General features: G+C 42.7%; 22 protein-coding genes and 2 other annotated features. Of the genes, 19 read left to right on the top strand and 3 right to left on the bottom strand.

The annotated features are described in order from the left end of the window. Nucleotides 1-61: 61 nt before the first annotated feature. The 12 genes from DFR59_RS08030 (at nt 62) to DFR59_RS07975 (ending at nt 10,380) form a co-directional block, all read left to right on the top strand. The gene (locus DFR59_RS08030) at nt 62-1,093 is read left to right on the top strand and encodes a glyceraldehyde-3-phosphate dehydrogenase (protein WP_114745109.1); all 1,032 of its coding nucleotides are present in this window, start codon (nt 62-64) and stop codon (nt 1,091-1,093) included. Between the two features lie 283 nt (nt 1,094-1,376). Continuing rightward, nucleotides 1,377-1,751 (top strand): adenosylmethionine decarboxylase, encoded by a 375-nt coding sequence (gene speD / locus DFR59_RS08025; protein WP_114745108.1) that lies wholly within the window; start codon nt 1,377-1,379, stop codon nt 1,749-1,751. Nucleotides 1,752-1,833: 82 nt separating this feature from the next. Then, on the top strand, nt 1,834-2,220 hold the full coding sequence (locus DFR59_RS08020; RefSeq protein WP_114745107.1) for a hypothetical protein: 387 nt from the start codon (nt 1,834-1,836) through the stop codon (nt 2,218-2,220). 97 nt (nt 2,221-2,317) lie between these two features. After that, the gene (nrdR, locus tag DFR59_RS08015) at nt 2,318-2,779 is read left to right on the top strand and encodes a transcriptional regulator NrdR (protein ID WP_114745106.1); all 462 of its coding nucleotides are present in this window, start codon (nt 2,318-2,320) and stop codon (nt 2,777-2,779) included. Between the two features lie 143 nt (nt 2,780-2,922). Further along, nucleotides 2,923-4,314 carry a replication initiation and membrane attachment family protein gene (locus tag DFR59_RS08010; RefSeq protein WP_114745105.1) on the top strand — a complete coding sequence of 464 codons (1,392 nt, stop codon included), beginning with the start codon at nt 2,923-2,925 and terminating at the stop codon, nt 4,312-4,314. Between the two features lie 12 nt (nt 4,315-4,326). Continuing rightward, nucleotides 4,327-5,259, top strand: coding sequence for a primosomal protein DnaI (gene dnaI, locus DFR59_RS08005; RefSeq protein WP_114745104.1), 933 nt, complete (start codon nt 4,327-4,329; stop codon nt 5,257-5,259). 130 nt (nt 5,260-5,389) lie between these two features. Continuing rightward, nucleotides 5,390-6,247, top strand: a complete 858-nt coding sequence (locus tag DFR59_RS08000) for a putative sporulation protein YtxC (protein WP_158538353.1) — start codon at nt 5,390-5,392, stop codon at nt 6,245-6,247. A gap of 73 nt (nt 6,248-6,320) precedes the next feature. After that, nucleotides 6,321-6,564: a binding site (T-box leader), on the top strand. Between the two features lie 52 nt (nt 6,565-6,616). Then, a complete protein-coding gene (gene thrS / locus DFR59_RS07995) occupies nt 6,617-8,548 on the top strand; it encodes a threonine--tRNA ligase (RefSeq protein ID WP_114745102.1) in 1,932 nt (643 codons plus the stop codon). Between the two features lie 129 nt (nt 8,549-8,677). Continuing rightward, nucleotides 8,678-8,812, top strand: a sequence feature (ribosomal protein L20 leader region). A gap of 94 nt (nt 8,813-8,906) precedes the next feature. Then, nucleotides 8,907-9,410, top strand: a complete 504-nt coding sequence (gene infC / locus DFR59_RS07990; protein ID WP_245948412.1) for a translation initiation factor IF-3 — start codon at nt 8,907-8,909, stop codon at nt 9,408-9,410. 21 nt (nt 9,411-9,431) lie between these two features. Continuing rightward, nucleotides 9,432-9,632 (top strand): 50S ribosomal protein L35, encoded by a 201-nt coding sequence (gene rpmI, locus DFR59_RS07985; RefSeq protein ID WP_114745100.1) that lies wholly within the window; start codon nt 9,432-9,434, stop codon nt 9,630-9,632. A gap of 28 nt (nt 9,633-9,660) precedes the next feature. Continuing rightward, nucleotides 9,661-10,020 (top strand): 50S ribosomal protein L20, encoded by a 360-nt coding sequence (gene rplT / locus DFR59_RS07980; protein WP_114745099.1) that lies wholly within the window; start codon nt 9,661-9,663, stop codon nt 10,018-10,020. Between the two features lie 81 nt (nt 10,021-10,101). After that, nucleotides 10,102-10,380, top strand: coding sequence for a DUF1294 domain-containing protein (locus DFR59_RS07975; RefSeq protein ID WP_114745098.1), 279 nt, complete (start codon nt 10,102-10,104; stop codon nt 10,378-10,380). 54 nt (nt 10,381-10,434) lie between these two features. On the opposite strand, the gene DFR59_RS07970 is transcribed toward DFR59_RS07975, so the two are convergent. Next, nucleotides 10,435-10,824: a sigma-w pathway protein ysdB gene (locus DFR59_RS07970; RefSeq protein ID WP_114745097.1), complete on the bottom strand. Its 390-nt coding sequence runs from the start codon at nt 10,822-10,824 to the stop codon at nt 10,435-10,437. A 98-nt stretch (nt 10,825-10,922) separates the two neighbouring features. On the opposite strand from DFR59_RS07970, the gene DFR59_RS07965 reads away from it, so the two are divergent. Beyond that, nucleotides 10,923-11,417: a dUTP diphosphatase gene (locus DFR59_RS07965; protein WP_114745096.1), complete on the top strand. Its 495-nt coding sequence runs from the start codon at nt 10,923-10,925 to the stop codon at nt 11,415-11,417. A 77-nt stretch (nt 11,418-11,494) separates the two neighbouring features. Further along, complete coding sequence (locus DFR59_RS07960; RefSeq protein WP_114745095.1) at nt 11,495-12,580, top strand: M42 family metallopeptidase; 1,086 nt, start codon at nt 11,495-11,497, stop codon at nt 12,578-12,580. Nucleotides 12,581-12,648: 68 nt separating this feature from the next. Here DFR59_RS07960 and sspI read toward each other — a convergent pair whose 3' ends face one another. After that, complete coding sequence (sspI, locus tag DFR59_RS07955) at nt 12,649-12,855, bottom strand: small acid-soluble spore protein SspI (RefSeq protein WP_114745094.1); 207 nt, start codon at nt 12,853-12,855, stop codon at nt 12,649-12,651. A 168-nt stretch (nt 12,856-13,023) separates the two neighbouring features. On the opposite strand from sspI, the gene DFR59_RS07950 reads away from it, so the two are divergent. From DFR59_RS07950 to pheT, 3 genes are all read left to right on the top strand, one after another. Beyond that, entirely contained in the window at nt 13,024-13,779 is a 756-nt protein-coding gene (locus DFR59_RS07950) for a TrmH family RNA methyltransferase (RefSeq protein ID WP_114745093.1), read from the top strand. 354 nt (nt 13,780-14,133) lie between these two features. After that, complete coding sequence (gene pheS, locus DFR59_RS07945) at nt 14,134-15,174, top strand: phenylalanine--tRNA ligase subunit alpha (RefSeq protein ID WP_114745092.1); 1,041 nt, start codon at nt 14,134-14,136, stop codon at nt 15,172-15,174. A 17-nt stretch (nt 15,175-15,191) separates the two neighbouring features. Beyond that, the gene (gene pheT, locus DFR59_RS07940; RefSeq protein WP_114745091.1) at nt 15,192-17,606 is read left to right on the top strand and encodes a phenylalanine--tRNA ligase subunit beta; all 2,415 of its coding nucleotides are present in this window, start codon (nt 15,192-15,194) and stop codon (nt 17,604-17,606) included. A 56-nt stretch (nt 17,607-17,662) separates the two neighbouring features. Here pheT and rnhC read toward each other — a convergent pair whose 3' ends face one another. Beyond that, nucleotides 17,663-18,595: a ribonuclease HIII gene (gene rnhC, locus DFR59_RS07935; protein WP_114745090.1), complete on the bottom strand. Its 933-nt coding sequence runs from the start codon at nt 18,593-18,595 to the stop codon at nt 17,663-17,665. Between the two features lie 129 nt (nt 18,596-18,724). On the opposite strand from rnhC, the gene zapA reads away from it, so the two are divergent. Then, the gene (gene zapA / locus DFR59_RS07930; RefSeq protein ID WP_425454701.1) at nt 18,725-18,982 is read left to right on the top strand and encodes a cell division protein ZapA; all 258 of its coding nucleotides are present in this window, start codon (nt 18,725-18,727) and stop codon (nt 18,980-18,982) included. Between the two features lie 5 nt (nt 18,983-18,987). Beyond that, the gene (locus tag DFR59_RS07925) at nt 18,988-19,530 is read left to right on the top strand and encodes a CvpA family protein (RefSeq protein ID WP_114745088.1); all 543 of its coding nucleotides are present in this window, start codon (nt 18,988-18,990) and stop codon (nt 19,528-19,530) included. Nucleotides 19,531-19,674 lie beyond the last annotated feature (144 nt).

The raw sequence follows: 19,674 nt of genomic DNA, 5'->3' as shown, positions 1-19,674 counted from the left end.
TTATACTAATCACAGTTAATTCGCTTAATAAGTATAACATTTATGTGGGAGGATCCTTATAATGAATGCAAATATCGCGATAAATGGTTTTGGACGTATTGGAAGAATGGTTTTCAGGAAAGCAATCTCAGAGGGCGGTTTAAACATTGTAGCGATCAATGCGAGCTATCCGGCCGAAACTCTTGCCCATTTAATTAAGTATGACACAAACCATGGAATATTTGATGGCGATGTGAGCCATGAAGATAATGCTTTAGTGGTAAATGGTAAGCGCATTCAATTAATCAATCATAGAAATCCGGAAGAACTGCCTTGGAGAGAGCTTGGCGTTGATATTGTCATCGAAGCCACAGGCAAGTTTAATTCACGTGATAAAGCGGCGCTTCACTTGGAAGCCGGTGCAAAAAAAGTCATCCTCACCGCTCCAGGCAAAAATGAGGATATCACAATTGTCATGGGAGTAAATGAAAGCGCATTAGATCTGTCGAAGCATGACATTATTTCAAATGCTTCCTGCACAACAAACTGCCTTGCACCTGTGGCAAAGATTCTCGATGAACAGTTTGGAATCGAAAATGGATTAATGACAACCGTGCATGCTTATACAAATGACCAAAAAAATATAGATAATCCACATAAGGATCTTCGCCGCGCCCGTGCCTGCGGACAATCGATCATCCCAACGACAACCGGCGCAGCAAAAGCATTGGCTTTGGTGCTTCCGCATCTTAAAGGCAAGCTGCATGGAATGGCGCTTCGTGTTCCTACACCAAACGTTTCACTCGTCGACCTAGTTGTGGATCTTAAGCAGGAAGTTACAGTAGATGCGGTAAATGAAGCGTTCATGACCGCTGCTAGCGGTTCTTTGAATGGCATTCTTCAATTCACCACGGAACCATTGGTTTCCATCGACTTTAATACAAATCCTCACTCTGCCATCATCGACGGACTTTCCACAATGGTGATGGACGGAAAAAAAGTGAAAGTACTTGCTTGGTATGACAATGAATGGGGCTACTCCTGCCGAGTGGTGGATCTTGCTAAGAAAGTGGCCAGTGAAATGAAGAAGACTGCAGAGCTAAAAGCAGTCTAAAAAGTTCGAAGGGCGAAAAATATTAAATGGATACCACAGTCCCTGCGACTGTGGTATTTTATTGGGTCCGAGCAAAATAAGGCGCAAAAAAAATAAAATATGTTATTGCAAAAAAAAATCAAACAAAGTATACTATTTTTCGTGAACTTCTTGAGTTGACTCAAGGAGGAATATAGCTACTTAAAGGGTTAGGACCTCTCTGGACTAACTTTCCCCCGTGGTAGTTAACAGTTAAGTTGTTTTAATGATCGCAAAATAATTAAGTTAAAGGGGGAAACGATCAATGGAAACAATGGGTCGTCATGTAATATCTGAATTATGGGGTTGTGACTTCGAAAAATTAAACAATGTAGAAATGATCGAGAAAACATTTGTTGATGCAGCACTTAAATCCGGTGCTGAAATCCGAGAAGTGGCTTTCCATAAATTTGCACCACAAGGCGTAAGCGGTGTAGTCATCATTTCTGAGTCTCATTTAACAATTCACAGCTTTCCTGAACATGGTTATGCTAGTATTGATGTGTACACTTGCGGCGATTTAGATCCTAATATTGCTGCTGACTATATTGCAGAAGCGCTGGGTGCCCAAACTCGTGAGACAATTGAATTGCCTCGTGGAATGGGTCCTGTACAAGTTAAACAATCACAGGCACTTTAAGAGAATATCCAAGCTGGCTCCTTTGAGCCGGCTTTTTTTTATGGTAGAATATTTAAAAGATTTTCTTTATGGAGGACAAACAGTGAGTTTTTTTGGGAGAGTACTGCAGCGTTTTCAACATCAATGTGAAACATCAGAGCATCATATCGATCCGTCTTTAGAGACGCATTATTACAGGACTTCATTCGACAAAGCCTATGAAGCGGTCGGACAGCTTTTTTCAAAGGATGTCTACGAGGCTGTTTCTCATTCAAAGGAACATGGGGAATGGGGATTCATGAAGAAGGGAAGCGAACCATTTTTCATCATCGCCTCTGTTGTGACGGTGAGGCCCTTTGAGACGGCAGTGGATTTTAAACTGACATATGAAAAAACGAAGGTAACCGGTCCGTATCCTTCCATGAAAAATGAAATTATTTCTTTTTATCGGGAATTGGACAAGATACTCCCTTATTTGGGCAAAAAGTGATTCGAAAATGGGTTCGGACCAGGTTGAATATGCATCTTGCCTAAGTCCACACTTTTTAATAAGATAAAAGTATCATGAAAAAATCGGAGCTGATTGGATGAAATGCCCTTCATGCCACAACAATGGCACAAGAGTTGTTGATTCAAGACCCGCTGAGGATGGTCTTTCCATACGAAGAAGACGTGAATGTGAACTTTGTTCCTTTCGTTTCACTACATTTGAAAGAGTGGAAGAAACACCGCTCATTGTAGTCAAAAAAGAGGGGATGAGGGAAGAGTTCAGCAGGGATAAAATCCTTAGAGGCTTGATCAAGGCCTGTGAAAAACGTCCGGTTCGACTGGAGCAGCTGGAAGAAATCACTTTCAGCATTGAAAAAGAGCTAAGAAGCAATGGTGCTTCTGAAATCCAGTCAGACGACATCGGCGAAATGGTCATGGACCGGCTAGCTTCGGTGGATGAAGTCGCATATGTACGATTTGCGTCCGTATACCGTCAATTTAAGGATATCAATGTTTTTCTGGACGAACTAAAAGATTTAATAAAAAAAGAACGTTCTTGATTTCAGGGCTGACTCTTCACAGTGCATACCGGAATCTTCCACTGCAATCTGAAAATTTTAGAATCGGATGACATACTGGGGATTTGGACTGGTTTGCGGAAGAGCCGTCCTTTTTCTTTTGTATATAAGTGAGGATGGTGGGAATGAAACAATATTGGAATGAAATCAAGCCGGTGGATGCTTATCAGGCCGCTTCAAACGGGATGCTTCATGAATATGACCGGAAAGTCATTTCGTTTTTATATCAGCCGCTGATCGGCCCCATTTGCTACAGCCTTTATATGACTCTTTGGAACCAGGTCGAGGAGAACCGTTTATGGGCTATCGAAAGCAGCCACTATCACTTAATGAACCTCCTATCCTTGAATTTGACTGACATCTATGAAGCCCGATTGAAATTGGAAGGTATCGGACTTTTAAAAGTCTTTGTAAAAGAGAATGGTGAAGACCGTTCATTTATATATGAGCTGCAGCCACCGCTTTCGCCGGAAGCCTTTTTTTCGGACGGCATGTTGAACGTCTATCTTTATCGTAAACTGGGAAAGAATCATTTTCTTCGTTTGAAGCAGTTTTTCACTGATGATCGATTCGATGGTGCAGACTATAAGGATATCACTCGGGAATTCCAGGATGTTTTCTCATCAGGAAACCAGCAGCAATTCCTGGACGAAGAAGCCTTCGAGGACAGCCGATTGGAGCAATCCAAACAGTATATCGGCAGGAAACCTGCGGAAACAGTTAATGCAAAGGATTATGAATTTGATTTTGATCTTTTGCTGGCAGGATTGCAGGAAGCCATCCTGCCTAAAAAGGCACTGACCAAAAAGGCAAGGTCCGCCATAGAAAAACTCGCTTTTCTATACAGGATCAATGCAGTTGATATGAAAAAAGTTGTGATCAGTGCGGTTACAAATGATCAGGAAATAGATATTGAACTTTTGAGAAAAGCGGCAAGAGATTGGTATCAGATGGAGAATGGGGAGCCATTGCCGCAGCTCATTGATCGAATGCAGCCGGCTCTTCTCCAAAGTTCAGGGACAGATCAGCAAGAAGATCGCCTCATCCAATATTTTGAAAATACGTCCCCTCGCCAGTTGTTGACGGATATATCGAAAGGCGCGCAGCCATCGAAAGCAGATCTGATGGCTGTGGAGGAAGTCCTGTTGAATCAAAATCTCCCTCCAGGCGTCGTCAATGTTCTTATTCAATATGTGATGCTGAAGACGGACATGAAGCTTTCAAAAAGTTATATGGAGAAGATTGCATCCCATTGGGCAAGGAAGAATATAAAAACGGTCAAGGATGCCATGGACTTGGCGAAGAAGGAGCATAAACAGTATCAGGATTGGGCAAGCGGGAAGAAAGAAACGTCGACGGTGCGCCGGAAAAAACCTACCCGTACGGAGCAGCTTCCTGATTGGTTTAATGACACTGCTGGAGAGAAAGAACAAAAATCAACCCCGCCTCCTGATGATACGGATTTGGAAGCGAAGCGGCAGAGGCTGCAGAAACTGCAGGAAAAATATAAAAAGTAAGGAGGGGTACTCATGGAGAGAATCAATGATACGCTAAAGAGGCTTTCGAGCAGCAATGGCTTTCAGCAAAGATACGAACAAATGAAAAAAGAAATCATGGAAAATAAAGAAGTCCAAGCTTTTTTTCATGCTCATTCGGATGTCATTAATAGTTCAGTAGTAGATAAAAGTATGATGAAATTGTACGAATTCATTTCTCAGTCCAAGCAATGCCGGGCCTGTCCAAGCCTTTCGGAATGCAAAAACATGATGGAAGGATATGAGCCGCAGCTTGTATTGAACAGAAATGTGATCGACATTGAATATCATAAATGCCAAAAGAAACTCATCCATGATGAGAAGCAGAAGACGGAAAAACTTATAGGAAGCATCTATGTGCCAAAGGATATTTTAAATGCCTCCCTTGCTGATTATCAGCTTGATACAGCAGAAAGGGTCCATGCATTCGAACTTGCTGATAAATTTGTCGCGCAATATGAACGCGGCAAGAAAGTGAAAGGACTGTATTTCTACGGAAGCTTCGGAATCGGGAAATCGTATCTCCTTGGAGCAATAGCCAACGAATTGGCAGAAAAGCATGTTCCTTCCCTCATTGTATATGTGCCTGAATTTTTCAGGGAAATCAAACAGTCCCTTGGGAACCATACGGTCGATGAAAAGCTGGATGCAGTGAAAAAGGCGCCTATACTAATGCTTGATGATATCGGGGCTGAAACGATGTCCAGCTGGATCAGGGATGAAGTACTCGGCTCCATCCTGCAGTTCCGCATGCTCGAGAATCTGCCTACGTTCTTTACATCCAATTTCGATCTAAAGGGCCTTGAATATCACTTGACCTATTCCCAGCGCGGGGAAGAAGAAAAACTGAAAGCAGCCCGAGTAATGGAAAGGATCAAGTACCTGGCAGAACCAGTCCTTGTCAATGGACCGAATCGAAGAAACTGAATATAACGCTATGAAAAGAATGTCCCATTCATGCAGAATGGGCATTTTTTCTTTCTCTATACAAAACTTCTAAACTGTCCAAGCTTCCCATATATATAAAGCAGGGATTTTGCATAGAGGGGGAATGGGAGTGGAATTCATTTTTAAACAATGGCAGGATGTCATGAAATTCCAGCAATGCTTGTCAGAGCATGCAAAATCTTCATGGTATCACGAAACGCTGTTCCAGAATGAAAAACATTTCATATTAATGACTCATATAGATGAACTAGATCATGAACAGGCAAAAAATATCATGAAGGAATTCTTGCTTTTCCAAAAGAGGGCTGATTGGGCAAGAGGGATTTTGGAAGATCAATTTTTTTACAGCGAAGAAGAAGAACAGGGGGAAATCCTCGCCATCGTCCATGAGATGCTGAGTGGAGAACGGGAGGAATTGACATCATTGCTTGAACCGATGGATGATGCATACGTCATAGAAGAAGCACTTTCATCAATATTTGACCAAAGTGATGCTATCTCTTTTGATTCATTCATTCGCTTCCGATTAAAAAAGTACATGGAGCGAATGGTGCAATATGTTGAACTTGCCATTGATGAGTATAAAATGGAACAGGAATATCAGGCGTTTACGAATATGCTGCGGGAATATTTAGGGAGGAAGGATCCGAAAATAAACGTAATACATCTTCTGTTCGAACAAGAACCTTTCTTCTACACTGAACGGTTTGAAATGATGACTCGGCAAGAAATCATGGCCATGCTGGATAAAAGGCTCTTGACCAATCATCCTGTCTATATTGATTCTTACACACTTGCTCCGCTCCTTTCAATGGCTCCGAATGTCATCTTCATTTATACCGATCATAAAGATCACGGCCTTATCAGAACCATCCTGAAAATATTTGAGGAAAGGGTCTGCATCCTTTCGAAAAGTGAATTCTGGGAAGAGAAAAAATCGTTTGAAGAGAATGCCTCTGCTCAATGAATATTAAATTATTCGACTACTTGATTTTCTAAACATAACCATCTATAATTTTGTACATATTAACATTCAATACACAAAGGTTATGATGAGGATAAGGGTATTCTCTTACGGTTTACAGAGAGGGAAGGGTTGCTGGGAACTTCCTAACACGAATCGAATGCTTACCACCTCTGAACTTCAGCTCAGAACGATTGTATGCTAGTAAGAGCTGGCGGTATGACAGTCCGTTATCTGTATCTGGAGCCGTTTACCCTTTTTATCGGGGTGGATGGGAACTAGGGTGGAACCACGGGTAGCTAATACAACTCGTCCCTTTTTTAGGGACGGGTTTTTTGTGTTTTTTAGGATATTTACAAAGGAGTGGAAACAATGTCAGAACAAATGATGATTAAATTTCCTGATGGAGCGGAAAAGGAATTCCCTAAAGGCTCTTCGACTGAAGATATTGCGGCTTCCATCAGCCCTGGTTTAAAAAAGCAGGCACTGGCCGGAAAAGTGAATGGGGAGTTGTATGATCTCCGCCGTCCGATCCTTGCTGACGGATCAATTGAAATCATTACACCGAAAAGTCCGGAAGCGCTTGAAATCCTGCGACACAGTACAGCCCATTTAATGGCTCAGGCTATCAAACGTTTATATCCTGAAGTGAAATTAGGAATCGGTCCTGTCATTGAAAGTGGATTTTACTATGACATCGATCTTGATACTTCCATAACACCGGAAGATCTTCCAAAGATCGAAAAAGAAATGAAGAAAATTGTCAGCGAAAATCTGGAAGTCGTCCGCAAAGAGGTTTCCAGGGATGAAGCAAAAAAGATATATGAAGAAATCGGCGATGAATATAAATTGGAATTGCTTCAGGCCATCCCTGAAGGAGAGAAAGTGACAATCTATGAGCAGGGTGAATTCTTTGACCTTTGCCGTGGAGTCCATGTTCCTTCAACAAATAAAATCAAAGAATTTAAACTGCTAAGCATTGCAGGAGCTTACTGGAGAGGGAACAGCGACAACCAAATGCTTCAGCGCATCTACGGAACTGCTTTCTTCAATAAGGAAGGCCTTGAAGAGCATCTCCGCCTGCTGGAAGAAGCGAAAGAGCGCGATCATCGCAAGCTGGGGAAAGAATTGAATCTATTCACTAACTCCCAAAAAGTCGGTCAGGGGCTTCCGCTTTGGCTTCCTAAAGGTGCGACAATCCGCCGCATCATCGAACGCTATATTGTCGATAAAGAAGAAAGATTGGGCTACGACCATGTCTATACACCGATCATGGGAAGTGTGGATCTCTATAAAACAAGCGGACACTGGGACCATTATCAAGAAGACATGTTCCCGGTGATGGCAATGGATAATGAAGATCTCGTCCTCCGTCCTATGAACTGTCCACATCATATGATGGTCTACAAAAACGACATCCACAGCTACCGTGAATTGCCGATCCGCATAGCGGAGCTTGGACTGATGCACCGCTACGAAATGTCAGGCGCATTGGCAGGGCTGCAGCGCGTGCGCGGGATGACTTTGAATGATGCCCATATCTTTGTCCGTCCAGACCAGATTAAAGAGGAATTCAAACGTGTAGTACAGCTTGTCCTTGAAGTGTACAAAGACTTTGGCCTTGATGACTATTCCTTCCGCCTCTCCTACAGAGATCCTGCGGATAAGGAAAAATATTTTGATGACGATGAAATGTGGGAACGTGCACAATTCATGTTGAAAGAAGCCATGGATGAACTTGGCATGGACTACTTCGAAGCAGAAGGGGAAGCGGCATTCTATGGTCCGAAATTGGATGTCCAGGTCCGCACTGCGCTTGGAAAGGACGAAACGCTTTCTACAGTCCAGCTCGACTTCTTGCTTCCTGAACGTTTTGACCTAACTTATGTCGGCGAAGACGGCAAGCAGCACCGCCCGGTTGTCATCCACCGTGGAGTTGTTTCCACAATGGAGCGTTTTGTTGCATTCCTGATAGAAGAATATAAAGGGGCATTCCCGACATGGCTTGCTCCAACACAAGTGCAGGTCATCCCTGTTTCTCCTGAAATCCATTTCGACTATGCAAAAGAAGTGCAGGGAAAATTAAGAGCTGCAGGACTTCGGGTCGAACTGGATGAGCGAAACGAAAAAATCGGCTATAAGATCAGGGAAGCACAAATGCAGAAGATTCCGTACATGCTTGTTGTCGGAGATCAGGAAGTTGAAAATGCTGCCGTCAATGTACGTAAATATGGCGAGCAAAAATCCGAAACGATGCCATTTGCTGACTTCTTGGATTCTGTCTTAAAAGAAGTGAAACGTTAATTTTCAAAAAAAACTATTGCGCAGGACACACTTGTCTGATAATATTAGTAACGTTGTGAAATGAAGCGATCATTTGACATAGAAATATGCATATGATATAGTAACTAAGGTAAATTGAATACTAGTTTGTGGTAAAAGAAGAAGCACCCGCTTCTCGCCTGATTGACGCACATATGCAGTTGGCAGGTCGACTCAATGTAATTCTTACGCTATTCGTAATGACATGGTGCGGGTTCTTCTACTAACCCGCACTTTTTTTATGTTTAAAATACCTGTTCAATAAATGTGTCAAGACAATCTTGACCCAAACCACGTATTCGGTAATAAACCTTGGAGGTGGCTAATTATTAGCAAAGACATGATGGTAAACGAAGGCATCCGTGCCCGTGAACTTCGTCTCATTGACCAAAACGGCGAGCAATTAGGTATTAAATCAAAGAATGAAGCACTTGAAATTGCAGCACGCGTTAACTTAGACGTTGTATTGGTTGCTCCAAATGCTAAACCACCAGTAGCCCGTATTATGGACTATGGTAAATATCGCTTTGAGCAGCAAAAGAAAGATAAAGAAGCTCGTAAAAACCAAAAAATCATCAACCTTAAAGAAGTGCGTTTGAGCCCAACTATTGAAGAACATGACTTTAATACGAAGCTTCGCAATGCGCGCAAGTTCCTTGAAAAAGGGGACAAAGTAAAAGCGTCCATTCGTTTCAAAGGACGTGCGATCACACATAAAGAAATCGGCCAACGCGTATTGGATCGTTTTTCTGCAGCATGTGATGACGTTTCTACAGTTGAATCGAAGCCGAAAATGGACGGACGCAGCATGTTCTTGGTATTAGCACCTAAAAACGAAAAGTAATGGATTGAGGAGGAATACACCATGCCAAAAATGAAAACTCACCGTGGCACAGCAAAGCGTTTTAAAAAGACTGGGTCTGGTAAATTAAAACGTTCCCACGCTTATACAAGCCACTTATTCGCTAATAAATCTACGAAACAAAAACGTAAGCTTCGTAAAGCTGCCGTTGTTTCTAAAGGTGATTTCAAACGTATTCGTCATATGTTAGACATGATCAAGTAATTTCTTTAAACATTAGGAGGGAAAAGATATGCCACGTGTAAAAGGCGGTACAGTTACTCGCAGACGTCGTAAAAAAGTTCTTAAATTAGCCAAAGGTTATTTTGGTTCCAAACATACATTATACAAAGTTGCTAACCAACAAGTTATGAAATCCGGAAACTATGCTTTCCGCGATCGTCGCCAGAAAAAACGCGACTTCCGTAAACTTTGGATCACTCGTATCAATGCAGCTGCACGCATCAACGGTCTTTCTTACAGCCGTTTAATGCATGGTTTGAAGCTTGCTGGCATAGAAGTGAACCGCAAGATGCTTGCTGACTTGGCAGTTGTTGATGCTAACGCATTCGCAGAACTTGCTAGCCAAGCAAAAGCTAAACTTGAGAAGTAATTGAAGCTTCAGCCATTCTCTTTCAATAAGGGAATGGCTTTTTCTATATCATGAATTAAAGAATGGAATCGGGGAGAATTTATGTTGGCGATCGTGATTATTTGTTATCTCATTTTTATCAATCTGTTTGGCTTGATTATTATGAAAGTGGATAAGGAAAGGGCGAAAAAAGGGAAGTACCGGATAAAGGAGAGCAGTCTATGGAAGGCAGCATTCTTGGGAGGTGCAATCGGAACGACGGCGGGAATGAACATGTTCAGGCATAAAACGAAGCATACTCAATTTAAATGGGGATTTCCTTTGCTTGCAATTATTGAAGCGGCGTTATATATATGGGGGCTTTGGATTTGGCTTTATTGATTCTATTCAAAAAAGGATTTCAATCAACAATGAATTGAAATCCTTCCTTTATCCCTATGACCGGTGCTTTTCCATGAATTCTTTTATGGGGCTTTTCCAGTCGATTTTGGCGTGTGGGTACGCCCCGGAGATCTCGCTTTCCAGGAATAAAAAGTCTTCGCTTTTCAACCCGGCAAGCTGATCTGGGTTTCGCGGCCAAACAAATATGGATACTACATCAAAGGCATCTTCTGTCGTGCCTAAATATTTTTCACCCTCGAACAAAACCCCTTTATAGGTAAGGAGGAAATTTTTCCTTACATTTCCCAATTGGTCGTAAAAAAAGTATTCTTTCTTTTCATGGGCAAGCTCCAGCTTCCTTTTCGGATCTGTGATAAATTTAAAAGCTTTGTACAATAAATAAAGAATAAGAGCAATAATGATGAAGCGAAAAAGCCATAACATCAGTTGAGGCCTCCTTTACCAATGATCATGCATCATTTACGATTAAGAAAGAAAAAAGTTTCACGTTTTTTTCAGGATTTTTGAAAGGAAGTGCTGCTATGGATATTCAATCCTTATTCAAAATGCAAAAAGAGTTGGATGGTTTTATTGAAAAAGAAAGAGGGATTGAAGGTGCAGACCTCTTTCAGCAAAAGCTGCTGGCCCTATTAGTGGAGATTGGCGAGCTTGCAAATGAAACGAGATGCTTTAAGTTTTGGAGTTCGAAGCCGGCTTCATCAAAAGACACCATCCTCGAAGAGTTTGTAGACGGAGTACACTTTATACTGTCGCTTGGCATTATTAAAAGCTTTGATACTAAAAAGTTTTCCATTGAAGTTTCAGACACACAGGGTGATGATCCTGTTAAGGCTTTTCTTTTTATTTACAACTCTGTAAATGAATTTGGCAAGAATAGAGATCTTGCTCATTACGATACCCTTCTCCAGGCATATTTTTCATTGGGAAATACACTGGGCTTCACTCCTCTGGAAGTGGAGGCAGCCTATAAGAAGAAAAATGAAATTAATTTCAGGCGCCAGCATGAAGGATATTAAATGGCTGAATTTTTGTACTTTTTAAAGTGTTTTAGTATAATGACACTATATTCAGATATAAAAATGGGGGGACAAGAATGACAAAATTAGATGCAACATTGGAAATGCTGAAAGATTTAACAGATGCAAAAGGCATACCTGGAAATGAGAGAGAACCCAGGGAAGTGATGAAAAAATACATAGAGCCATTTGCAGATGAAATTCTTACAGATGGATTGGGAAGTTTGATTGCTAAAAAGTCAGGGGATGAAAACGGCCCTAAAATCATGGTTTCCGGCCATCTTGACGAAGTCGGATTCATGGTGACGCAAATCGATGATAAAGGATTCCTTCGCTTTCAGCCTGTAGGTGGATGGTGGTCTCAAGTCATGCTTGCACAACGTGTGACGATCGTGACGAATAAAGGAGATGTAACCGGCGTCATCGGTTCCAAACCTCCTCATATCCTTCCGGCAGAAGCAAGAAGGAAACCAGTTGAAATCAAGGACATGTTCATCGATATCGGCGCACAGAGCAAGGAAGAAGCAGCGGAGTGGGGTGTACGCCCTGGCGACATGGTCGTACCATATTTTGAATTCACTGTCATGAATAATGAAAAGATGCTTCTCGCTAAAGCATGGGATAATCGCATCGGCTGTGCCATCGCCATCGATGTGTTGAAAAATCTTAAAGATGCCGACCATGCAAACGTAGTCTATGGAGTTGGAAGCGTACAGGAAGAGGTTGGTCTTCGCGGTGCTAAGACAGCTGCTGCTGTCATCAAGCCGGATATCGCCTTTGCTGTAGATGTGGGCATCGCTGGTGATACACCAGGAATTTCTGAAAAAGAAGCCATGAGCAAAATGGGTAAAGGGCCTCAGATTATCCTATATGATGCTTCCATGGTATCCCACAAAGGACTTCGGGATTTCGTAGTAAATGTGGCAGATGAGCATAGCATCCCGTATCAGTACGACGCTATCCCAGGCGGTGGAACAGATGCAGGCTCCATCCATGTAACGGTAAACGGTGTTCCATCCCTTGCCATTACGATTGCCACAAGATACATCCATTCTCATGCAGCGATGCTTCACAGAGATGACTATGAAAATGCAGTCAAACTCATCACAGAAGTCATCAAAAAGCTTGATAAAGATACGGTTCATAACATTAAATTTGAATAGAATCATCAAAGTGAAAAAGGAAAGCCGCGTTTCGGGCTTTCCTTTTTCGTTAAGTTTAATTTGCCGGATTATTTGAGGCTTTCTTCCAATGTTTCCAGAATCATGGCTTTTTCGTTTTCATCTGCATGCTGCCAGAAAACTTCGAAAAGTACGCCAAGGCCGGGAAGCATTTTTTCTTCGCCGCTTTGGATGGCATCAACGATAGTATCTTTTAGCTGATCCTGATTATTGCCAGAAACGTTGTGGATGATGGCGTTCCGCAAATTTAAGCCCATGAACAATGCACCTCGCTATTTTGTATAAATGAACCGTTCACCCTTAATGAATCCATGTGCCAGTGAACGCTCCTATATTTAGCATTTCTCGAATTGGTTTTATTATGTATGGAACATACGGTATAATGGACTATCGGTAATAAGAGAATTGTGAGAGGTGCGACACACTTGAATTTTATACAATCATCCAAAAACCCACAGGTCAAACAATGGAAAAAGCTATTGACCAAAAAAGAACGCTCAAAAACGGGCCAGTACCTGATTGAGGGATTTCACTTGGTTGAAGAAGCGCTCAAACACCAGGGGACTGTAGTGGAGTTGATGGCACTCCAAGACATTGATATCCCGAATGCGTGGGATCTTAACGAAATCTCCATCACCTATTTATCAGAAGATGCTGCCAAAGCGATTTCAGATACAGAGTCTCCGCAAGGGATCTTCGCTGTATGCCTTGAACCAAAAACCAATGTGGATGCATCTTCTGTGAAAAAAGTATTGATGATTGATTCGGTGCAGGATCCGGGCAATCTTGGGACCATGATTCGGACTGCAGATGCGGCAGGACTCGATTTGGTCATCCTTGGTGAAGGAAGTGCTGATTTATATAATCCTAAAGTTCTGCGTTCAGCCCAAGGAAGCCACTTTCATTTAAACGTAGTAAGGGGAAGCATTGCGGAATGGATTGAGGATTTTTCAGGTCATGGACTGCCGGTTTACGGTACATCACTTGAAAATGGGGAGCCATTCAGCCAAACACCGGCAAACGGCACCTTTGCCTTGATCGTCGGGAATGAAGGAAGCGGGGTTTCGAAGGACCTTTTAGAGAAGACGGATAAGAATCTTTATATCCCAATACACGGTCAAAGCGAGTCCTTGAATGTAGCTGTTGCTGCAGGCATCTTGATGTATTATTTAAGAGGATGAGCCCCTTTTTGGAAAAAGGTTTGAAATGGCGCATTGAAAGTAATATAATAAAAAAATAATTGCATAATAATTAGAACGATGACGGAGAAAAGTAGCTGGAAAACTGCCATTCAGGAAGGAATTGCCGAGACTGAGAGTGATTCCATGGCGAGCCCAGGCGAAGTTCACCTCCCGAGTCAGCACCGGGACCGCTTTAAAGTGTAAAGGTGCTGCGGCCTAGACCGTTATTTCAATGAAGATAGCAGGTTTTTTGTTTTTCTCTGCTAACAAGGGTGGTACCGCGATACATATCCTCGTCCCTTTTTTAGGGGCGGGGTTTTTTTATTTTCATTTTTATCTTAAGGAGGAAGTAAGATGGAGCAAAAATTGTTGGAGCTTCAAAATGAGGCAATCAGCCAAATTGAGAATGCTGAGGATTTAAAATCCCTTAATGACATAAGAGTCGCTTATCTTGGCAAGAAAGGACCAATCACAGAAGTGCTTCGCGGAATGGGGAAGCTGTCTGCTGAGGAACGTCCGAAAATGGGGGCGCTCGCCAATGATGTCAGAAGCGCAATCCAGGAAAAACTGGATGAAAAATTAAACAGGCTTGAGCAGGAAGCTGTCTTGAAACAGCTGGAATCAGAAACAATCGATGTAACCCTGCCGGGCAGACCTGTCAAACAAGGCAACCATCATCCTTTGACACGAATCGTTGAAGAAATCGAAGATCTTTTCATTGGAATGGGATATCAGGTTGCAGAAGGTCCTGAAGTAGAACAGGACTACTACAATTTTGAAGCGCTGAATCTGCCAAAAGGACATCCGGCGCGTGACATGCAGGATTCCTTCTATATCACGGAAGATACTCTCCTTCGCACACATACTTCCCCCGTTCAAGCGAGAACGATGGAGAAGCATCAGGGGAAAGGTCCAGTCAAAATCATTTGCCCCGGCAAAGTTTACAGAAGAGATAATGATGATGCAACCCACTCCCACCAATTTATGCAAATCGAAGGGCTTGTCATTGATGAAAAAATTACAATGGCAGATTTGAAGGGTACTTTGGAAGTGTTTGCGAAGAAAATGTTCGGCAGCGATCGGGAAATCAGATTGCGTCCAAGCTTCTTCCCCTTCACGGAGCCATCTGTTGAAATGGACATCTCCTGCAAAATCTGCGGTGGAAAAGGCTGCAGTGTATGCAAAGGGACTGGCTGGATTGAAATTTTAGGAGCGGGGATGGTTCATCCTAACGTCCTTGAAATGGCAGGATTCGATTCCAAGAAATACACCGGCTTTGCATTTGGAATGGGGCCGGAGCGAATTGCGATGCTGAAGTATGGCGTCGATGATATCCGCCACTTCTATACGAACGATATTCGATTCTTGAAGCAGTTTGCTAAATATGAGGCGTAAGGGAAGGAGAGCAGAAAATGTTTGTTTCTTATAAATGGTTAGAGGAATACGTAGAATTAAATGGAGTGACAGCTGAACAGCTCGCAGATAAAATCACAAGAAGCGGGATTGAGGTTGAAGGCGTGGAAATGGCTGCAGAAGGCGTAAAAGGTGTTGTCATCGGCCATGTCCTTGAATGCGAACCACATCCAGAAGCAGATAAATTGAATAAGTGCCTTGTTGATGTCGGAGAGGAAGAACCCGTACAAATCATCTGTGGTGCTCCTAATGTGGCAAAGGGACAAAAAGTGGCAGTGGCAAAAGTAGGCGCTGTCCTGCCTGGAAACTTTAAAATCAAAAAGGCAAAGCTGCGCGGTGAAGAATCTTACGGGATGATCTGCTCCCTTCAAGAATTAGGAGTGGAAGGAAAGCTTGTGCCGAAGGACTATGCAGAAGGGATCTTCGTATTCCCGAATTCAGCTGAAGCTGGAGAAGATGCACTCTCCTTATTGAACCTGGATGATGAAGTACTTGAGCTCGGATTGACGCCTAACCGTTCAGACTGCTTAAGCATGCTTGGTGTTGCTTATGAGGTTGCAGCCATCTTAGGAAAAGAAGTCAAGCTTCCTGAAGTGGAAAATCAGGCAGCTGCTGAAAAGGCATCTGACTACATTTCGGTAAATGTGGAAGCGAAGGAAGAAAACCCGCTTTATATTGCCAAAGTCATCAAAAATGTAAAAATTGGTCCTTCTCCATTATGGATGCAGACGCGTTTAATGTCTGCAGGCATCCGTCCGCATAACAATGTGGTGGATATCACGAATTATGTGCTTCTAGAATATGGCCAGCCTCTTCATGCGTTTGACTACGACCGCTTAGGTTCAAAAGAAATCCTGGTCAGGAAAGCAAAACAGGATGAAGTCATTGTGACTTTAGATGATGCAGAACGTACATTATCTTCTGATCAGCTGGTCATCACGAATGGCAAAGAGCCTGTGGCTTTAGCGGGCGTAATGGGTGGAGCAAACTCCGAAGTTCAGCAGGATACGACGACAGTTCTTTTAGAGTCTGCTTATTTTGACGGCCAGGCAGTCCGCCAAGCATCTAAGGCGCATGGGTTGAGAAGTGAAGCAAGTGCCCGCTTTGAAAAAGGGGTCGACCCCAACCGTGTAATGAAAGCTGCTGAAAGAGCTGCTGAATTGATGGCGAAATATGCAGGCGGAGAAGTGCTTGCAGGAGAAGTGACTTCCGATAACATGGAAGCAGGCAAAGCAGTCGTTTCCATCTCTTTGGAGAAAATCAACCGTGTCCTTGGGACGGACATTACTAAAGAAGAAGTGCTTTCAATCTTCAAGCGTCTTCAATTTGAAGCATCTATTGAAGGAGACATCTTTACGGTAACGGTCCCGACACGCCGGGGAGATATTACAATCCCGGAAGATTTAGTGGAAGAAGTGGCTCGTTTATACGGCTATGACAACCTTCCGAAAACACTGCCAACTGGTTCATCTCTGCCGGGCGGATTGACTCCATACCAAAGCAAGAGAAGAATCACGAGAAGGTTTTTTGAAGGAGCAGGGCTTAATCAGGCAGTGACTTATTCCCTTACAAGTGCTGAAAAAGCAGTTCAATATGCATTGGATATCCGCACTCCGGTTAAGCTTTCCATGCCAATGAGTGAAGAAAGAAGCTATCTTCGCCTCAGCATCCTTCCTCAATTGCTTGAAGTGGTTTCCTACAACCTTGCACGCCAGGCAGATTCGATTGCATTGTTCGAGCTTGGTGCAACGTTCTTAAGCAATGGGGATGGAGAACTCCCAGCTGAAGAAGAGCATATTGCCGGTGCCTTGACAGGCCAATGGCATATGCATCAATGGCAGGGCGAGAAAAAGCCGGTGGACTTCTATGTGGCAAAAGGGATTCTAGAAGGCCTATTTGAGAAATTGGCTGTGAATGAATCTATTTCCTATCGGGCGGCAGCAATTGAAGGCATGCATCCAGGACGTACAGCAGAAGTACTCTTTAACGGTGAAGTGATCGGATTTGTCGGTCAGGTTCACCCGCATGTTCAGAAAAACTTGGATTTGAAAGAAACATATGTATTTGAATTGAAAGCTGCTCCATTATTCAATGCTGAACTTGCACCTCTTCAATACGAAGCTATCCCTCGCTTCCCTTCCATCACAAGGGATATCGCCCTTGTGGTAGACAAATCAACCGGGGCTGGGGAGATCAAAGAGGTCATCCTGTCAGCAGGCGGCAGACTTCTTAAGGATGTTCATATTTTTGACCTTTATGAAGGCGAGCATATGGAGCCTGGGAAGAAATCAGTTGCTTTCTCCCTAAGATATTTTGATCCTGAGAAAACGTTGACGGACGATGAGGTAGTGAAGGCGCACGATAAGGTCCTTGCAGCAGTAAATGAAAAGACTGGTGCACAACTAAGAGGATAATTTATTACAAAATGAAAACGGCTGTCCAAATCGGACAGCCGTTTTATAGTTGCATTTTATTTTTTATAGACTATCTTCATTGCCTTTTGTGTATTGGCGAAGTGCAGTTTTGTGAAGTCTTCGAGTGCAGCTTCTCCTTTGGATTGGATCAGTTTTGCTGCTGCCTTGTCCACGATGGGGCCGGCGCCTTTTGGTATGATAAATCCGGCTTTTTCACTGAGGGAATCCATGGCTTTTAAAAAGGCATAGCGTGCAAGGATGGAGGCTGCTGCTACAGCAATATGTATGCTTTCGCCTTTTGTACTGAAGTAGACCCGATCCCGAATAATTCTTTTTTGTCCCTGAATATGTTTATAGTAGGTATTGGCCTCAGTAAATTGATCGATCAGGATTGCTTCCGGGACAGTTGGCTCTATTTTCTCCAGTAAGTTTTGTATCGCGTGATTATGAAGGACGGCTTTGATCTTCCCTTGGGTCATTCCTTTCTTTTGCCATTGGTTATATTTTTTATTAGGCAGTGTCAATAAGCTGTAAGGGATGAATTTCAGCAGCTTCTTTGCAATTTCGATGATTTGTGGATCGCTCAAATTTTTTGAATCCTTGACCCCGAGTTCTTTTAAGAGAGGGATCTGTGACCTTTCAACATACGCGCTTACGACGGTAATCGGCCCGAAGTAATCGCCTGTTCCGACTTCATCAGATCCGATGAGGGAAAGGTCAGAGATGTTTTCGGGGAGTGCCATGCCGGATGTTTTTGTTTTCGGGGATTTAGGTTTTGCGGGTGCAGCCGTACCCCATTTTGACGATTCTGCTTCTCCATTGGCTCCTTGAAATAATACTTTTCCCGATTTATATGCTGTTATGGTGCATCCATTGATTTTAGCGGAAAAGACTCCACCCTGAGGGACTTTTTCCACCAAATCCTTTTTATAATGATCTTTCATTTTTAAAATCGTTTCAGCTGTTGCTGAAATGACTGCATTTGCCAAAATAGTTCACGCTCCCTTGTTATCCGTACATGTCTATGATACGTCAATAAAGGACAAATTTCATTCCCTTCATTTTTTTTTCATGGTAATATAAAGATTAGGATTCTTAAGATTGGGGGAAGAACGGTTGTGCAAGTAAGAAAAAATAAAGCAACTGTTACAATTCACGAACAGCAATATGATATTGTCAGTACCGAATCAGTCGAACATATTAATCGTGTTGCTTCGATTGTGGATGATAAACTGCGTGAACTCCATAAGAACAACCCCTACCTCGGGTTGAATCGCCTTGCAGTGCTTACAGCAGTGAATGCTGTGCATGACCTGGTGAAGCTGGAAGAAGAGATTGAACTCCTTCGGAAGGAAATCAATAAGTTAAAGGGTTGAATAGGATGCTTGATATTGCAATTTTAGTGATTTTTATTATGGGCTTTTTTGTTGGATTGAGAAGGGGGTTCATCCTTCAGCTCATCCATATGATCGGATTTGCTGCAGCATTCATTGCAGCCTACTTTTACTATGATGAACTGGCGCCAAAATTGAGATTGTGGATTCCTTATCCATCATTGGAGAATAGCGGCACGCTCAAAATGATTTTTGACGGCGGGGGAATGGATGAAGCCTACTATAGGGCGATTGCATTCGTCATTATTTTCTTTGCGGTAAAGATTGTTCTTCATATCATTGGATCCATGCTCGATTTTGTAACGAATATACCTGTCATTAAACAGCTCAATGTTTGGGCAGGGGGTATTCTCGGGTTCGTTGAAGTTTATTTGATTATTTTTATTCTTTTGTACATCGGTGCTCTTCTGCCAATCGCAGCCATTCAGGAAGCACTGGATAAATCGATTATTGCAGAGGCAATGATCAAAAATACTCCTGTTTTTTCAGAAAGACTGCAAGAATGGTGGATCAATTACGTAGCATCATAAGATCGGAGCTGACTCATACCGGCCAGACAGCACAACCATGCAGCAGCAAAGATGCATGCGGCGCTTATGGCCCATGGTATGGCAGTTCCGATTTTTTCTTTTTGTCCACATTTGCTACTATAATGAAGATAGGCATTGACAGTG

The organism is Falsibacillus pallidus (genome assembly GCF_003350505.1).
GTDB lineage: Bacteria > Bacillota > Bacilli > Bacillales > DSM-25281 > Falsibacillus > Falsibacillus pallidus.
This window is presented reverse-complemented; position numbering and strand designations above follow the sequence as displayed.

What these genes read in the sequence shown, in the direction of transcription:
- DFR59_RS07965 (WP_114745096.1), top strand. Translation starts at nt 10,923, where the DNA reads ATGGATATTCAATCCTTATTCAAAATGCAAAAAGAGTTGGATGGTTTT.
- pheS (WP_114745092.1), top strand. Translation starts at nt 14,134, where the DNA reads ATGGAGCAAAAATTGTTGGAGCTTCAAAATGAGGCAATCAGCCAAATT.
- thrS (WP_114745102.1), top strand. Translation starts at nt 6,617, where the DNA reads ATGTCAGAACAAATGATGATTAAATTTCCTGATGGAGCGGAAAAGGAA.
- DFR59_RS08030 (WP_114745109.1), top strand. Translation starts at nt 62, where the DNA reads ATGAATGCAAATATCGCGATAAATGGTTTTGGACGTATTGGAAGAATG.
- dnaI (WP_114745104.1), top strand. Translation starts at nt 4,327, where the DNA reads ATGGAGAGAATCAATGATACGCTAAAGAGGCTTTCGAGCAGCAATGGC.
- rplT (WP_114745099.1), top strand. Translation starts at nt 9,661, where the DNA reads ATGCCACGTGTAAAAGGCGGTACAGTTACTCGCAGACGTCGTAAAAAA.
- DFR59_RS07970 (WP_114745097.1), bottom strand. Translation starts at nt 10,824, where the DNA reads ATGTTATGGCTTTTTCGCTTCATCATTATTGCTCTTATTCTTTATTTA.
- DFR59_RS08010 (WP_114745105.1), top strand. Translation starts at nt 2,923, where the DNA reads ATGAAACAATATTGGAATGAAATCAAGCCGGTGGATGCTTATCAGGCC.
- nrdR (WP_114745106.1), top strand. Translation starts at nt 2,318, where the DNA reads ATGAAATGCCCTTCATGCCACAACAATGGCACAAGAGTTGTTGATTCA.
- sspI (WP_114745094.1), bottom strand. Translation starts at nt 12,855, where the DNA reads ATGGGCTTAAATTTGCGGAACGCCATCATCCACAACGTTTCTGGCAAT.
- pheT (WP_114745091.1), top strand. Translation starts at nt 15,192, where the DNA reads ATGTTTGTTTCTTATAAATGGTTAGAGGAATACGTAGAATTAAATGGA.
- DFR59_RS07960 (WP_114745095.1), top strand. Translation starts at nt 11,495, where the DNA reads ATGACAAAATTAGATGCAACATTGGAAATGCTGAAAGATTTAACAGAT.
- infC (WP_245948412.1), top strand. Translation starts at nt 8,907, where the DNA reads ATGATGGTAAACGAAGGCATCCGTGCCCGTGAACTTCGTCTCATTGAC.
- DFR59_RS07975 (WP_114745098.1), top strand. Translation starts at nt 10,102, where the DNA reads ATGTTGGCGATCGTGATTATTTGTTATCTCATTTTTATCAATCTGTTT.
- rpmI (WP_114745100.1), top strand. Translation starts at nt 9,432, where the DNA reads ATGCCAAAAATGAAAACTCACCGTGGCACAGCAAAGCGTTTTAAAAAG.
- DFR59_RS07925 (WP_114745088.1), top strand. Translation starts at nt 18,988, where the DNA reads ATGCTTGATATTGCAATTTTAGTGATTTTTATTATGGGCTTTTTTGTT.
- speD (WP_114745108.1), top strand. Translation starts at nt 1,377, where the DNA reads ATGGAAACAATGGGTCGTCATGTAATATCTGAATTATGGGGTTGTGAC.